Source organism: Haladaptatus sp. DYF46, assembly GCF_021083305.1.
Taxonomy (GTDB): Archaea; Halobacteriota; Halobacteria; order Halobacteriales; family Haladaptataceae; genus Haladaptatus.
The window spans coordinates 373,575-388,272 of the sequence record NZ_JAJFAY010000004.1; the positions used below are offsets into that span (position 1 = coordinate 373,575).

Below are 14,698 nucleotides of genomic sequence, written 5' to 3' on the forward strand. Positions count from 1 at the left end.
GGTGCCGGGATGCTCGCGGGATGTTCGGGGAACGAGACGGACGGTGCATCGACGACGGAAACGACGGATGACGCGGCTACGGACACGACTACGAGCGCGACGACGACCGAATCGGACGGGGGAGAGTCCGGACCGTACTCGGTGACGATGTCGCCGATGGGCACCGTCGAGTTCGAGAGCGTCCCGGCGAACGTGATGGTGTACAGTCTACTGTACGCCGACATGGCGGTCGCCTACGGGCACGGCGACGCGGTGAACTCGCTGGGATTCGACTCGGATGCGGGCGGAAACACGCTGGACGCGTACTACGAGCGACTGGACGGCGTCTCCTTCGATCGGGAGGGACTGACCCAACTGAACACCGGTTCCGGCGGCGTCAACATCGACAAGGAACTGTTCTACGAGTTGGATTCGGACCTCCACATGGTCGACCCCGCGCTCGTGCTGTCGTTCGACGGGTGGAAGAAATCCGATATCGACGAAATCGAGGAGAAGATAGCGCCGTGGTTCGGCAACACGTACAGCCGTCAGCACAGCCAACCGCCGAAGGCGTATCGGGATAACTACGAGTACTACACGCTCTGGGAGATCGCGGAGAAGGTGGCCGCCGTGTTCCGGGAGCGGGAGCGCTACGAGGCGCTCGCGTCGGTTCACGACGACCTCCTCGAACGGATAGAGTCGAACCTGCCGCCGGAGGGTGAACGACCGACCGTCGGGTCCGTCATCTTCATGCAGGGGACGTTTTACCCCTCGAAGATCAACACGGAAGGGTTCGCCAACGCCCACGTTCGACCCCTCGGAGCGATCGACGCGTTCGCCGAGGGGGAGGTAACGTATCAGACGACATACGACTTCGAGACGATACTGAAAGTCGACCCCGACGTCATCCTTCACACGTTCGGGGTCGCCTCGTACTACGACGTCGCGCAAATCCGGAAGACGCTCGCCGACCACCCCGTCGGAAGCAAGTTGACCGCCGTGAAGAACGACGCCGTCTACCCGTCCGGAAACCCGGTCCAAGGGCCGCTGATGAACCTCTTCCAGTTGGAGATGACCGCAAAACAGCTCTATCCCGAGCAGTTCGGCGAGTGGCCCGAGTACGAAAACGGCGACCCGTATCCGGAAATTCCGAAGGACGAACAGTTGTTCGACAGGGGACGCGTGGCGGGGATCGTCGCCGGAACGAACTGAGGAACCGAACGGGTTCTCTCCGGTGATCACACCGGAGGAAACCACTCCCTTCCCGGCGGTAGGCAGCGTTTATCACGCGTATCGCGCCGCATAACAAAGTGAGAAACGGTCGCCTGACTAGCCGAGGAAGCCCATGGTTCGAGTTCACGATTCCGTTCGAGCGAGCGAGGTTGAGTCCGACCGACACGCGACCCGCGGAGGTATCTGAGATGTCGGCCGAAGACGAAGGCGTGTCGTCGGATGCACCGACGTCCGACGACGAGTGTGAAATGTTGTTCTGTGACGACGGGTGGGTGGAGATTCGAAACCCGGAGGATACGGACAATCAGTGGTTGATGGCGAACACGTGCGCGGAAGTCCGTCAGTAATCACCTCGAAGAAATATTCTGCGGAGAAGGGGGTCGATATACCACAGGAAATTTTGTTTTCCGGGAGTGTTTTTGATATTCTGAGGTGAAATCCATCTTGGTACGCGGAAACGTGTGTTCAGATGCGAGGAGTGCGGACTGCTTCGGCGTCTCAGGCGCTGTTTCATGGAAATAGTTCGTTCGACGCCCGAGTCATCGGGTTTACCCTGTTAGCCGCAACCGTAGAAAGTGTCGTTCCCGTACTAGCCGGTATGAACATCGCAGGGAGCCTGACCGACGCGGCCACGTTCTTCGGCGAGATGACGTGGAAGACGTGGTGGGCGCTGGTCCTCGGGTTCACGATTTCGGGGGCGGTACAGGCGTTCGTGAGCGAGGAGCGGATGACGAACCTGCTGGGCGGGCGGGGACTACGCGAAATCGGCATCGGGAGTTTCTTCGGCTTCCTCTCGTCCAGTTGCTCGTTCGGGGCCGTGGCGACGACGAAGTCGCTGTTCGAGAAGGGCGCGTCGCCGGAGGCCTCGTTCGCCGGGTTCCAGTTCGCTAGCACGAACCTCGTCATCGAAATCGGTCTCGTGATGTGGATTCTGCTGGGATGGCAGTTCGTTGCCGCGGACATCTTCGGCGGAATCCTGATGATTCTGGTGCTCGCGGCCATCACGAAATACGTCGTTCCGGACTCGTGGTTCGAGGCCGCCCGCGACCACGTACGGTCGGGCGACGAGGAGAGCGACACCGTCCGCGACCCGGTGTGCGGCATGGAAGTGGACCCGAACGACGACGACACGCTCAGTGTCGAAACGGACGAAGGGACGGAATACTTCTGCTCGCAGTCCTGCAAGGAGACGTTCGTCAATCAACGGGAGGACGCGACGTGGAAGGACAAACTCCTCACCGTGTCCGGGTGGAAAAACGCCTTCCGCAACGCCATCGGCGAGTGGGAGATGCTGTGGGACGACCTCATCGTCGGGTTCATCGTGGCCTCGCTGTTGGCCGCCTTCGTCCCGCGGTCGTGGTGGGCGCAACTGTTCACGCTCGTCCCGGAGGGAACCGTCGGATGGGTCGTCCTCGGGTCGGCCATCGGCGTGATGGTCGGCGTCATCACGTTCGTCTGCTCGGTGGCGAACGTCCCCTTCGCGCTCGTGCTGTGGAACGCGGGCATCCCGTTCGGAGGCGTCATGTCGTTCATCTACGCCGACCTCATCGTCCCGCACATCGTGGACATGTACCGGAAATACTACGGCAAGCGGTTGGCGGCGGTGCTGTTCGTCTCCATCTTCGCCGTGGCGACGTTCGCAGGCATCGTCACCCACTACGCGTGGTTGGCCGGAGGGTTGATTCCGAAACACAACGCGACGGGCGGGTCGGTACCCCACACCTACACGACGGTGCTCGACGTGATATTTACCGCCGTCTTCGCCGCGCAGGTGTACGTCACCTACTTCGAGTCGAGCGGCGAGGGGGAAGAGGCCGCCGCTCACGCGGACTGACGTCCGTTTTCAACGAGCCACGAGCGTTCGAAGTTTGCGACCGACGCGCTTCAGAAGCCACGCGTAGTCCGAAACCGGCGAGGAGTCGCAGTTCGGACCCTCCTCTAGCTCGCAGGTCTTCTCGGAATCGTTCATATGCATAGTACGGTCCGAAGCGCTTTGTATTGTGCGGTAGATTCAATACAGGGAGAGAGGATAGTGCGAAACAAAGCTGGAGTAGCTGGAAGCGGGGAGAAAGCGACCGACCACGATTGCACGAAGTAACCTCAACTACTATCAGCCTCCGCTCCGTAGGAAACGGCGATGACCTACTACGACAAACGGCGCGTGGACGGCGACTTCGATTCGGTCGTGGAGCGAACGACGGAAGCGCTCGCCGACGAGGGGTTCGGCGTCCTCTCGGACATCGACGTGAGCGAGGCGTTCGCCAAAAAACTCGACATCGAGGACTACCCGAACTACCGAATCCTCGGTGCCTGCAACCCGCCGCTCGCGAAGCAGGGCCTCGACGCCGAAACCGACCTCGGCGTCCTCCTGCCCTGCAACGTCGTCGTCTACGAAACCGACGACGGCGTGCTGGTCAGCATGGTGGACCCGGAAACGATGCTTTCAGTCGTGGACAACGACGAACTGGACGACATCGCGGACGACGTGAAAAGTCGGTTCGACCGGGTGTTGGCGTCGCTCGCCGAGTAATCACGTCAACGACTCCGCGAAGTCCGACGTGAACCCCTCGACTTCGTTCCAGTCGGTGTACTCGTAATCGCGGGCGGTGTCCGTATCGCCGCTCGTCCGCTTCGCTATCTGCTTCATCACGAACCGCTTGAGCGTCCCGTATTGGCTGTATTTGAGCGCGCCGGGAACGACCGCCGTCGCGTCCGGGTTCCACCCGGTTTCGGCGAGGAACTCGGCGACGTACTCGCGGGCACCCTCCCATCCCTCCTCGGAATCGTCGGCGGCGGCGAGGCTCACCGAGAAGAAGGCCGACGGAAGCCGATTCAACTCGTCGGCGTGCCGCTTGACGTACTTCCGCACGTACTTCTGGTGTTTGCCCATGTGAATCGACGCGCCGACGATGACGGCGTCGTAGTCCGTCAAATCGAACGGCTCCGGTCGATGTTTGATATGAACGACGGCCGGGTCGTGGCCCGCCGTTTCGAGCACGTCGGCGATCCGTTCGGCTACCGTCGCGGCCTGCCCTTCGGTCGAACCGTAGAGCACGAGTACCTGCGCCATCAGTTTCCGCCCCCGTTCGAACGCGTGCGTTCGTGGCTCGATATGGATTGCACTGTCTGTCCCCCGGGGATCCGTTCGACGGCATCGAGTAAAATAGTATTCCAGTGAGAAGGACGGTTACTGATAGCCCAGCGCCTTCAACCGGTCGGTGACCGCGGACGGCGGCGCTTTCTCTCCATTATCGCGGGTTTCCACGTCCGCCGCGGCCATCGCGTCGATTCGTCCCTCCACCGCCTCGTGGAGATGGTCGGGAACGTCGATATCCCCGGCGGCGGTGTCGTCCAGCAAGTTTTGTGTTTCCGCCGGGTCGGCGGTTCGGTCGTACAGTTCCCGGGCTTCCGACTCGGTGTGGTAGACGTACGACCACTCGCGCGTTCTGGCGCTGACGAGGAGTTCCCCGTCGTCCAACCGGCGCGGAATCGGTTGGTAGGTGACGGTCGGTCCGCGAACCGCGACGGAGGTAACTGGAGTGGCGGGCGTGGCGGACGAGTCGGGAGTTTCGTCGAGAAGGCTCTCGCCGTCGAAATCGTGGTCGACGCCCATCGCGTCACAGATCGTCGGCGGAATCGCGTCGAGGCCGACGGCCCGCTCGACGGGTTTCGACCCGCCGTCGGGATGGGAGACGGAGAGAGGAACGCGGACCAACTCCTCGTAGAGTTTCGGGTAGTGGGCGAGGTGGCCGTGTTCCATGAACTCCTCGCCGTGGTCGCCCGCGAAGACGAGGCAGACGTCGTCCCGAAATCCCCTGTCGGACAGCGCCGAGACGACGCGGCCGACGCTCTCGTCCACCTGCCGAATCGCGGCGCGGTAGAGCGATCGGAGGTTGTCGAGCGTCTCGCCGCTGACTTCCTTCCCGAGACCGGCTTGAGCGTGCGCCCGGAGCATCTTCAACGAGCCGACGTTCACGCCCGTCTCGTCGCGGACGAACTTCGGTGCGGGGACGTAGGGCGTGTGAACGTCCATGTAGTGGACCCACAGGAAGAAGGGCGGTTCGGCGCGTTCGATGAAGTCGACGGCGTGTTCCTCCACGTCCCGCATCCGGGAGACGTTCCTCGCCCCGCCGTCGCGGCCGAGGAGGCGGCGGAACGGCGACGCCGCGACCTGCAACCACGCTTGAACGGTCGGATGGGCGGTGAGATACTTGCTGTAAAACGCGTCGTTCGTGCTCGACGTGAACGTCTCGAACGTCTCGAAGCCGCGGTCGTATCCCCAGTGGTCGGTCAGAAACCCGTTCGCGCCGTTGAACCCCGCCGTCGTGATTCCGGCGTCGCGGAGCGTTTCGGCGAGGGTCGAACGGTCGGGCAGACCGATGTCGCGCGAATCGGTGAAGACGTGCCCCCCGCCGAGAATCGACGGAAAGGAAAACGGCGTCCAGTTGCCGTGCGCGAAGGCGTTCTCGAACGTGGTTCCCGCCCGTCCGAGATCGGCGATCGCGCCGTCGTCGGGCAGTGCGTCCGCTCGGAGCGAATCGACGGTAAACAGGACCGTTATCGGTGTGGCGTTCGTGCTCATCTGTCGGGGTGACTGCTGGTTCGCTACCTGAAAGTTCGTCACCGAGGTAAAATACCTTGCTAGGAAGTGGCCCGGGAGAGCGTATAGCGCTCCATAGCTCTCGTGAGAGTTTCGAGACGACGGGCCGAACGAGTCGGCATCAACCAAATTGCCGTCTCGGCGTCACTCGACGGGTTCCAGTTTCGCGCTGAAGTGGCGCAGTTCCTCCATCGGCGGTTCCCAGACGATTTCCAGGCCGGAGAGTTCCTCGCGCCGTTCATCGACCGCCTCGAACGTCTCCGCGATGTGTTCCAGATGTTCGCGGAAGTAGGTTCGGCGGGGGAGACAGAGCCGAACGAGTTGCGGGCGGTCCTCGCCCGGGAAGGCGAACTCGCCGAGTTCGACGGCGCGAACGCCGCCCTCGCGGTAGAGTTCGCCCGCGAGCACCTGCCCGGGGAACTGCTCGCGCGGGATGTCCGGCAGGAACTCCTCGGCCTTCACGTACACCGCGTGGCCGCCGGTCGGCGCGTAAATCGGAACGCCGGCGTCGATGAGGAGGTCGCCCAGTTCCGCCACCTGTTCGACGCGGGATTCGATGTACGGTTGCGTGACCGCCTCGCGGAGGCCGACGGCCATGGCCTCCAAATCGCGTCCGGCGAGACCGCCGTAGGTGGAAAAGCCCTCGTAGAGGATGCCGCGCTGTTTCGCGTGTTCGAACAGTTCGCCGTCGCGTACGCCGACGAACCCGCCGATGTTGGCGAGCGCGTCCTTCTTTCCGCTCATGATGATGGCGTCCGCGTACGAAAGCTCCTCGCGTGCGATGTCGGCGACGCTCTTGCCCTCGAACTCGGCTTCGCGCTGCTGAACGAAGTAGGCGTTCTCGGCGAACCGGCAGGCGTCGATGACGAACGTGGCGTCGATTTCGTCGGCCACCTCGCGTGCCTCGCGGAGGTTCCGGACGCTCACGGGTTGCCCCGCCATCGAGTTGTTGGTGATGGTGACGACGAGCGCGGGGATGTTTTCGGCACCGACCTCCCCGGCCAGTTCGCGGACTTTGTCGGGGTCGAGGTTGCCCTGGAAGGGGTCGTCCGGCGCGACGTCAACGGGACAATCGACGGGGTTTCCGCCGTTGTTGACGACGTGCGCCCGCGTCGTGTCGAAGTGCGTGTTGTTCGGGACGTAGTCGCCCTCGGAGACGATAACGCCGTAGAGGACGTTCTCCGCGCCGCGGCCCTGATGGGCGGGAACGATCTTTTCGAAGCCCATCACGTCCGAGACGCTCTCCTGCAGGCGTTTGAAACTGTCACTGCCCGCGTACGCTTCGTCGCCGCGCATCATCGCGGCCCACTGTTCGTCGCTCATCGTGCCCGTCCCGCTGTCGGTCAGCAGGTCGATGAACACGTCCTCGGAGTCGAGATTGAAGACGTTGTAGCCGGCTTCTTCGATGTTCGCTTCGCGTTCGTCGCGGTCGGGAAGGTGAATCGGTTCGACGACTTTGGCCCGGTAGGCTCGCATGGTCGAAATAGGAACGGTCAGTGCCTTAACCCTGCTGAGAAATCATCGGTCGAAAACGGGCGTTTCCGGGCGTCGGTCACCGGATTTGCACATCGATACTATCGATAGTCCATCCGTGTTTCGACGGCTTCGAGTCCCCACATCGGTCAGTTCATCGACGAGTTTCGGCCCGGGGTCGATGCCCGAAGTGTCCGTGCGATTCACTCGTAGCGGAGCGCGTCGATGGGGTCCACCCGGGCCGCGTTCCACGCCGGATAGAGTCCCGTCACCACGCCGACGAGGAGACCGACGCCGATGGCGACGGGGACCGCTTCGTACGCGAAGACGAGCGGAAGGCCGACGTATCGGGTCGCGGCGTACCCGGCGAGGGCACCGAGCGCGACGCCGAAGACGGATCCGATGATACCGAGGAGGACCGCCTGCGTCAGAAACAACTGGAGGACGTCGCGATTCTGCGCGCCGACGGCTTTCATGATGCCGATCTCGCGGGTGCGCTCGGTCACGCTCACCAGCATGATGTTGGCGATGCCGATGGCCGCGACGACGAGCGAGATGACCGCGATGCTCGTGATGAACGTCGTCAGCGTCGTGAGTACGTCCTTCACCCGGTTCACGAGGTCCCGATCGGTTCGGACCCGGATGTCGTACTCGTCGGGCGTGAGTCGCGCCGCGTCGGAGTTCGAACGGAGGTAGGATTTCACCGCCCGTTTGCTCTCCCGAATCCGTCCGTGGTTTTCGGCGACCACCGTGACCAGCGGATAGACGCGCTGGGCGGTGCCCCGCGTCGGACTCTCGACGGTCGAACCGTAGAACGGTCGCGTCGGGACGTACACCTGCGGGAGCGACCCGCCGCTGTCGAACTGGCCGTTTCCGCTCGACCGGGCGAGGATTCCGGCGACGCGGGCGCGTACGGTGGTCCCGTCGGCCGTTCGAATACCGATTCGGTCGCCGACCGAGAGGTCATCGTCGAACAGGCGTGTCGCCGCGGGATTCAGGACGACTTCGCGTTTTCCCTGTTCGAACGGTTCGCCGTGGGCGAATTTCCGGGTTCGGAACTGGTCCGGCGTCGTGGCCACGATTCCGTTCTGGCTCACCGTCTGCCCGTCGTGAGTAAGAGCGATAACGGGCAGTACACCGCGCGGAACGACGGCCGCTACCCCGTCGAGACCGCGGAGACGGGCGATGTCGTGTGCGGTGAATGCCGGTTGCGCGCCGGTCCCGGGTTGCCCGCCGGGTGGACCCGCCCAGACGTACACGTTCGGCGCGTGGCCGCCGGTGAACTCCTGTAAAATCTCAACGCGAAGGCTGGTGCCGAGGGTGACGAGCGTGATGACGGCGGCGATGCCGATGACGACGCCGAGCGCGGAGAGCGAAGAGCGAACGCGGTGGCTCCGAATCTCCCGGATGCTCATCCGAAGCGTCTCGCTGAACTCCACGACCAACCCCCGCTTTTACCGCCCTTCGACCCGCCGCTGTGAGTCGATTTCTTCGACGCGTTCGACGGTGCCGTCGAGGATGTGAACGACGCGTTCGGCGTGTTCCGCGATGTGGCGCTCGTGGGTCACCATCAGCACGGTGTTACCCTCGTCGTTGAGTTCCTCGAACAGCGCCATTATCTGCTGGCCCGTCTCGGTGTCGAGGTTGCCCGTCGGTTCGTCGGCGAGGATGATGGCGGGGTCGTTCGCCAGCGCGCGCGCAATCGCGACCCGTTGGCGTTGCCCGCCGGACAGTTCGTTGGGTCGGTGGTCCTCACGTCCGCGGAGGCCGACGCGATAGAGCAGGTCGTCGGCGCGTTCCCGTCGCTCGGTGCGCGAAATACCTCGGAACACGAGCGGAAGCGCGACGTTCTCGCGGGCGGTCAGACGCGGCATCAGGTTGAACGTCTGGAAGACGAAGCCGATTTCCTCCCCGCGGACGGTCGTTCGTTCCGAATCGGACAGGTCGGTGACGTCGCGTCCGTTGATGTGAATCGTCCCCTCGGTCGGCGTGTCGAGACAGCCGATGAGGTTGAGGAGCGTGCTTTTCCCCGACCCACTCGGTCCCATCACCGCCGTGTACGCCCCCCGCGGAATCGACAGGTCCACCCCGTCGAGCGCGTGGACCGGTTCGCCGAGGAAGTACGTTTTTCGGACGTCGGTCAGCGTCACCGCGTCGCTCGGCCCCCCGTCGGACCCCGTCGCCGAGTGGCGTGCTGCCATAGAAACCGTTAGCATCCCGACAGTCTAAACCCTACTCCATGCCACGAACGGCGGCGAGGGGAAAAATAACCCAGTCGCGGGGTTACACTCACCGCCGGTGGGTTCGAACGTGGTCACACCCGACGAAGCGTATTCGGTCTTCGAGAGCGATGACGTATTGGTGCGTCTTCATGACCGAACTCTCCGGCGCGTGGTCGAAATCCGAGGTCGTCGAGTTCTTCGACCGAACGGCGGTTCCGCTTCGACTGGCGTGTAACACGCCGTCGGGACGCCTCTGGATGGTATCGTTGTGGTACCTCTTCGAGGACGGTACCCTGTGCTGTGCCACCGGCGCGAACGCCGATATCGTGCGGTTGCTCCGAAACGATTCGACCGTCGCGTTCGAGGTTTCCACGAACGACCCCCCGTACAGCGGGGTGCGGGGAAACGGCACCGCGAGCGTGGAGCAGGATCCCGAGAAGGACCTCCTCAGGGAGTTGTTGGGTCGGTATCTCGGCGGGACCGATTCCCGACTCGCGCGTGAACTCCTGTCCGACGGGCGAACCGAAGTGACCGTTCGAATCGAACCGGACCGTCTCCACAGTTGGGATTTCACGGCTCAAATGGGGGACACATCCTAGCTGGGAGGGGAGTTCGCGGCTCCGGCAGTCCCTACCGACCACCCCCACCTTCTTGCCTCCCGTCGCCGACACCCAGCCATGGAAGTAGACCGGGATCGACTGCAAGCCGATATCGAAGCGACCGGGGAGTTCGGCGCGCTCGACGGCGACGGACACGGGCGGACCGTCCTCGTGGGAACGGAGGCCAACAGACGGGCACGGGAGTACTTCGTCGAGCGACTGGAGGACGCCGGATTGGTCGTTCGCGTGGATGCGGTCGGCAACATCGCCGGGCGGTGGACGCCGGAGGGTGCCGACCCGGATGCGGCCGCGGTCGCCGCGGGGAGCCACCTCGATTCGGTTCCCGAGGGGGGAATCTTCGACGGCCCGCTCGGCGTGTATTCGGCGCTGGAGGCGGTTCGGGCGATGCAGGACGTGGGTGTCGAGCCGTCCCGTCCGGTCGACGTCGTCTCGTTCACCGAGGAGGAAGGCCAACGGTTCGCCAGCGGCCTGCTCGGGTCATCGGTCGCAGTCGGCGAGCGGTCCGTGAAGGAGGCGCTCGCGCTGACCGACGGGCAAACGACGCTGGCGGACGCCCTCGAATCCATGGGCTTCCGAGGCGAGGGGCGACTCGACGCGAGCGAGTGGGATTCGTGGCTCGAACTGCACGTCGAACAGGGGCGACGCCTCGAACGGGCTGGCGCTTCGGTCGGCGTCGTCACGACGATCACGGGGATCACCCACTGCGACGTGACGGTTCGCGGCGAGGCGAACCACGCGGGAGCGACGCCGATGGACGAGCGAACCGACGCGTTGGCCGCGGCGAGCGAGTTCGTCGGGGACGTGGAGCGCGCGGCCACCGAAATCGGCGAGACGACGGTCGGGACCGTCGGCAAACTCGACGTGCGGCCGAACGCGACGAACGTCGTCCCCGGGACCGTCGAGATGGGCGTCGATATCCGCGACGTGCGCTACGAGTCGATGAACGAACTCGTCTCGCGGGCGGAGGAGTCGCTGTCGCGGCTCGAAACGGAACGGGGCGTCGAGACGACGTTTTCGCGTGGGTTCGACCTCGAACCGACGGAAATGAGCGAACGCTGTCGTCGGGCGGTACACGAGGCGGAAGAAGACACGGGTATCGAAACGCTGGACCTGCACTCGGGGGCGGCCCACGACACGATGTACGTCGCGGGGGTAACGGACGCCGCGATGCTGTTCGCGCCGTCCCGCGACGGAATTTCGCACAACCCCGCCGAGTGGACCGAGTGGGAGGACTGTGCGACGGCGACGCGGGCGCTCGCGGGAGGACTCGCGTCGTTGGCGCGCTGACGGAACGGAAGAAGGGGTTCAGTCCTGATACCGGGCGACGTCCTGACCGGTCAGTTTTCGGAGTTGGTCCTCGCTGAGGCCGCCCGTGTCGGAGTCCATCTCGTCGAGGCCGACGCCGCTGGTAACGATGGCGCGGAACGCCACTTCAAGGGGGACGTCGATGTCGACGAGGTCAGCGGAGGGCACGTTGACGACGAAGCCACCCATGACGGGGTTGGGGGCCATCGGGAGGAACACGGTCGTCATGTCCGTTTGGCCGGTCGCGTCGGTGATTTCCTCGGGGGTCTCCGCCGTCACGAACGCGAACGTGTAGGTGTCGTCGGTCGGAAATTCGAGCAGTTTCACGTCCCGAAAGTGATCCTCGTCGCTCTCGACCATCGCATCGCCCATCCGTCGAAAGCTCCGGTAGACGGTTCCGAGTCCGGGAATCTGGCTGATGGCGTAATCGAAATTGTCGATGGCTCGCTCCCCGAACGGGGAGTGGGCGAGAAACCCGACGGCCAGAATCAACACGAAAATGCTCCCGATTGCGATGCCACCGAGAACGAACACGGAATCGACCGGAACGTACGAGAGGAGCGGCAACAGCATATTTCGAACGAATTTGAGCAAAACGACGACGACGTATAACGTGATAAGGAGGGGAACGACGACGGTGACGCCCGTCAAGGCCATCTCCCGTAGTTTCCCGACGACAGACAAATCCTCCGTGGAATCCATCGTCCAGCACACTCGGGCGGGGGACAAAGAGCGTACCGGCTGAATATTCCAGCAGTTGGGAAACCCGCGCCGATCGCCAGCAGACTAATCCATGCGAAGCCCCTAGGTTCGTCCGATGAGTACTATCGCCGTCGTGCGGCTTCCGGCCTCGGAGTTCGCACTGGAGGCGACGCTCGAAGGGGTTCCGGGGGTTTCCTTCGAAGTCGAGCGCGTCGTCGCACCCGAAGCAGACCGAGTGATGCCTTACGTCTGGGCGACGGCCGAAGCGGAGCAGTTCGACGCCCTCCAAGCGGCACTCGAAGACGACCCGACCACCGGTGACGTGGAACTCCTCGTCGATTTGGACGACGAATGGTTGTTCCGCATGACGTGGGTCGGGAAGACGAAGTTCGTCATCCACATCCTCGTCGAGGAGAACGGAACGATAATCGACGCCACGGGGACGGGCGACGAGTGGCAGCTTCGAATCCTCTTTCCCGCCCGCGATGCGCTCGGAGCGACGTACGAGTACTGCGAGGAACACGACATTCCGCTCAGACTCGAACAGATATACCGCCTCGACCAGTCGCCCCGTCGGGGGCAGTACGGACTCACCGAGGAGCAGTACGAGACGCTCATCGCGGCGTTGGAGAAGGGCTACTACGATATCCCGCGGGAGATTTCGGGAACCGACCTCGCCGCAGACCTCGGTATCTCACATCAGGCGTTGTCCGAGCGCCTCCGACGCGGGTACACGAACCTCCTCACGAACGCGCTCGTCGTCGGGGAGAACGAGATCAGCGAATAGACGGCAGTTCAGGTCGTTTTCGAGTCGTTTCCATCGCCGTCGGAGTCTTCGGTTTCGACCGTATTCCGACCGAGCAGTCCCGGGAAAACGACCCAGAGGAACTGCACCGTGACGACCATGACGAACGGGCCGAGGAAGATTCCGTACCACCCGAACACGGGCGGGCCGAGGAGATATGCGAACATGATGAGGCTGGTCGGAAACAGCCGACCCGAGAGGGACGGCCGAATGTACGTCCGGACAACGTTGTCGAACGCGAGTTCCATGACGGCGAGAAACAGGAGCGGAAACCAGAGTCGAATCGGGTCGGTTTCGAGCGCGACGACGGCGAGGAAGAGGACCACCGCGAAGTAGACGATGGACCGGCCGACGAGCGGAACGATGGTGGCGAGTCCGGTCGCGATCGCCACGAGCATGGTCTGGGGAATCGCCATTCCCGGTGGGGCGACGAGGTTCAGCAGGTTGTAGATGACCGCGGAGAGGACGATGATGACGAAGATCGTCAGCGTGTAACCGAAGAAGACGGAGTTCAAGCCGCGATCCACCGCGTGCAGGTACTCGCCCGTCCGCGTCTCCTCGTCCGCGACGGTTCGGTGGAACCAATCCGCGATGTTTCGCTCGTCCCGGACGAGGAAGAAGACGAAGATGAGCGTGAGAAACAGGTTGTACGATTGGGTCGCGAACGTCCCGACGAAGCCGCGAATCCGGAAGAGAAACGAGCGAATGGACGGGTTTCGAAGCAGTTCCATGACCGAGTCGGACAGCCGTTCGGGTGTCGTCGGAATCGCACGAAAGTCGAAGCCCGGAAACAGGGTTCGGACGAGGCGCTCGACGTCGGCGACGCGAACCGTCGAGAGTTGTCCGAACGCGATAACCGCGATGGCACCGAGAAGGGCGATGAACGGGAGGACGATGACAGTCAGCGTGATCACGGCCGCCACACCCGGCGGTACTCCTCGGTGCTGAAGGCGTCTGGCGATGGGACGGGCGACGTAGTAAAGAAAGACGCCGAACACCGACCAGCCAAGATAGACGTCGAGCGACGTGAGGAGGACGAGAGCCAAGGCGGTGGCGAACAGCCACCAACCGAGTTCGGCCGCGTCGGGTCCCTCGTCGGTTCCAAGTTTCATAGCATTCCCCGTGGTGTGGACGGAATACATCAGGTAGCGTGATAATTGGGAGGGGTGTCACGGCTTTTCGTCGGAGAGTATCGGAACCAGAAGAGCGCCTCCCGCCGCGAACAGGCCGATGAGAAGGCCACCGAGGGTGAACATCTGGGAGTTAACGGGGAACCCATTCTACGCGGGTCTTACTGGTGCGCTTGTGCAGGTGTCGAACGCACTCCGTTTCCTCATCGGTCCGTTAGTAGATCGATGGGAATTACGTCCGATACTTCTCGGCACACAACGTATCGATCGTATCGGTGTACTAGGTATACCTGTAGCAGCAGCAATGGATCAACTTTCGATAGGACTTATTTTGAGGGCACTGTCCAGTTGAGCCAGTTTGAGGAAGTGACTTGAGCAGTTTATGCAGTACTATAATCGTCTGAGACCGCATCAATCGACCAACAATCAAACACCTGTCGAGGATACAGAACTAAACAGTGCCACGCAACCGGGATTCAAGGGCATCTAGTACTTCCCAGAGTACCCCGACTACCGAATCCGCAGTGAGCGTGCACTCGTGATACGTGTAGTCCTCGTCTGGTGTGTCCCGTTCTTGCGAGTGGAGGTGACCACTGACGTGCGGATTCGGTTCGAGGTGCCATCCACAG

At 63.0% G+C, this 14,698-nt stretch carries 15 protein-coding genes and 1 pseudogene; 8 read left to right on the forward strand and 8 right to left on the reverse strand.

What is annotated here, in order from left to right; all coding sequences use genetic code 11:
* The first annotated feature begins 9 nt into the window (after positions 1–9).
* The 3 genes from LJF34_RS19940 to LJF34_RS19950 all read left to right on the forward strand — a co-directional run bounded on the left by LJF34_RS19940 (position 10) and on the right by LJF34_RS19950 (position 3,046).
* On the forward strand, positions 10–1,191 hold the full coding sequence (locus LJF34_RS19940; protein ID WP_231187261.1) for an ABC transporter substrate-binding protein: 1,182 nt from the start codon (positions 10–12) through the stop codon (positions 1,189–1,191).
* Between the two features lie 209 nt (positions 1,192–1,400).
* Positions 1,401–1,559, forward strand: coding sequence for a hypothetical protein (locus tag LJF34_RS19945; RefSeq protein ID WP_231187147.1), 159 nt, complete (start codon positions 1,401–1,403; stop codon positions 1,557–1,559).
* Positions 1,560–1,810: 251 nt separating this feature from the next.
* On the forward strand, positions 1,811–3,046 hold the full coding sequence (locus LJF34_RS19950) for a permease (protein WP_231187149.1): 1,236 nt from the start codon (positions 1,811–1,813) through the stop codon (positions 3,044–3,046).
* A gap of 9 nt (positions 3,047–3,055) precedes the next feature.
* Here LJF34_RS19950 and LJF34_RS29050 read toward each other — a convergent pair whose 3' ends face one another.
* The gene (locus LJF34_RS29050; protein WP_255666295.1) at positions 3,056–3,181 is read right to left on the reverse strand and encodes a hypothetical protein; all 126 of its coding nucleotides are present in this window, start codon (positions 3,179–3,181) and stop codon (positions 3,056–3,058) included.
* A 168-nt stretch (positions 3,182–3,349) separates the two neighbouring features.
* Here LJF34_RS29050 and LJF34_RS19955 point away from each other — a divergent pair, with 168 nt between their 5' ends.
* Positions 3,350–3,742, forward strand: coding sequence for a DUF302 domain-containing protein (locus LJF34_RS19955; protein ID WP_231187151.1), 393 nt, complete (start codon positions 3,350–3,352; stop codon positions 3,740–3,742).
* Here the strand turns inward: LJF34_RS19955 and hemG are convergent, their stop codons facing one another.
* The 5 genes from hemG to LJF34_RS19980 form a co-directional block, all read right to left on the reverse strand.
* Positions 3,743–4,282, reverse strand: coding sequence for a menaquinone-dependent protoporphyrinogen IX dehydrogenase (hemG, locus tag LJF34_RS19960; RefSeq protein ID WP_231187153.1), 540 nt, complete (start codon positions 4,280–4,282; stop codon positions 3,743–3,745).
* Between the two features lie 117 nt (positions 4,283–4,399).
* The gene (locus LJF34_RS19965; protein ID WP_231187155.1) at positions 4,400–5,794 is read right to left on the reverse strand and encodes a sulfatase-like hydrolase/transferase; all 1,395 of its coding nucleotides are present in this window, start codon (positions 5,792–5,794) and stop codon (positions 4,400–4,402) included.
* A gap of 162 nt (positions 5,795–5,956) precedes the next feature.
* On the reverse strand, positions 5,957–7,288 hold the full coding sequence (locus LJF34_RS19970) for a tryptophanase (protein ID WP_231187157.1): 1,332 nt from the start codon (positions 7,286–7,288) through the stop codon (positions 5,957–5,959).
* Positions 7,289–7,488: 200 nt separating this feature from the next.
* Complete coding sequence (locus LJF34_RS19975) at positions 7,489–8,724, reverse strand: ABC transporter permease (RefSeq protein ID WP_231187159.1); 1,236 nt, start codon at positions 8,722–8,724, stop codon at positions 7,489–7,491.
* Positions 8,725–8,739: 15 nt separating this feature from the next.
* Positions 8,740–9,486 (reverse strand): ABC transporter ATP-binding protein, encoded by a 747-nt coding sequence (locus LJF34_RS19980; protein ID WP_231187161.1) that lies wholly within the window; start codon positions 9,484–9,486, stop codon positions 8,740–8,742.
* Positions 9,487–9,656: 170 nt separating this feature from the next.
* On the opposite strand from LJF34_RS19980, the gene LJF34_RS19985 reads away from it, so the two are divergent.
* Positions 9,657–10,106, forward strand: a complete 450-nt coding sequence (locus tag LJF34_RS19985; RefSeq protein WP_231187163.1) for a pyridoxamine 5'-phosphate oxidase family protein — start codon at positions 9,657–9,659, stop codon at positions 10,104–10,106.
* Positions 10,107–10,184: 78 nt separating this feature from the next.
* Positions 10,185–11,414, forward strand: a complete 1,230-nt coding sequence (locus LJF34_RS19990; RefSeq protein ID WP_231187166.1) for a M20 family metallo-hydrolase — start codon at positions 10,185–10,187, stop codon at positions 11,412–11,414.
* Between the two features lie 18 nt (positions 11,415–11,432).
* Here LJF34_RS19990 and LJF34_RS19995 read toward each other — a convergent pair whose 3' ends face one another.
* The gene (locus tag LJF34_RS19995; RefSeq protein WP_231187168.1) at positions 11,433–12,134 is read right to left on the reverse strand and encodes a DUF502 domain-containing protein; all 702 of its coding nucleotides are present in this window, start codon (positions 12,132–12,134) and stop codon (positions 11,433–11,435) included.
* Between the two features lie 115 nt (positions 12,135–12,249).
* On the opposite strand from LJF34_RS19995, the gene LJF34_RS20000 reads away from it, so the two are divergent.
* Positions 12,250–12,921 (forward strand): helix-turn-helix domain-containing protein, encoded by a 672-nt coding sequence (locus LJF34_RS20000; protein WP_231187170.1) that lies wholly within the window; start codon positions 12,250–12,252, stop codon positions 12,919–12,921.
* 8 nt (positions 12,922–12,929) lie between these two features.
* Here LJF34_RS20000 and LJF34_RS20005 read toward each other — a convergent pair whose 3' ends face one another.
* A complete protein-coding gene (locus LJF34_RS20005) occupies positions 12,930–14,051 on the reverse strand; it encodes an AI-2E family transporter (protein WP_231187172.1) in 1,122 nt (373 codons plus the stop codon).
* Between the two features lie 358 nt (positions 14,052–14,409).
* Between LJF34_RS20005 and LJF34_RS20010 the strand changes: the two are divergent.
* Positions 14,410–14,559, forward strand: a pseudogene (locus LJF34_RS20010) (integrase core domain-containing protein); the annotation flags it as partial.
* Between the last annotated feature and the right edge of the window lie 139 nt (positions 14,560–14,698).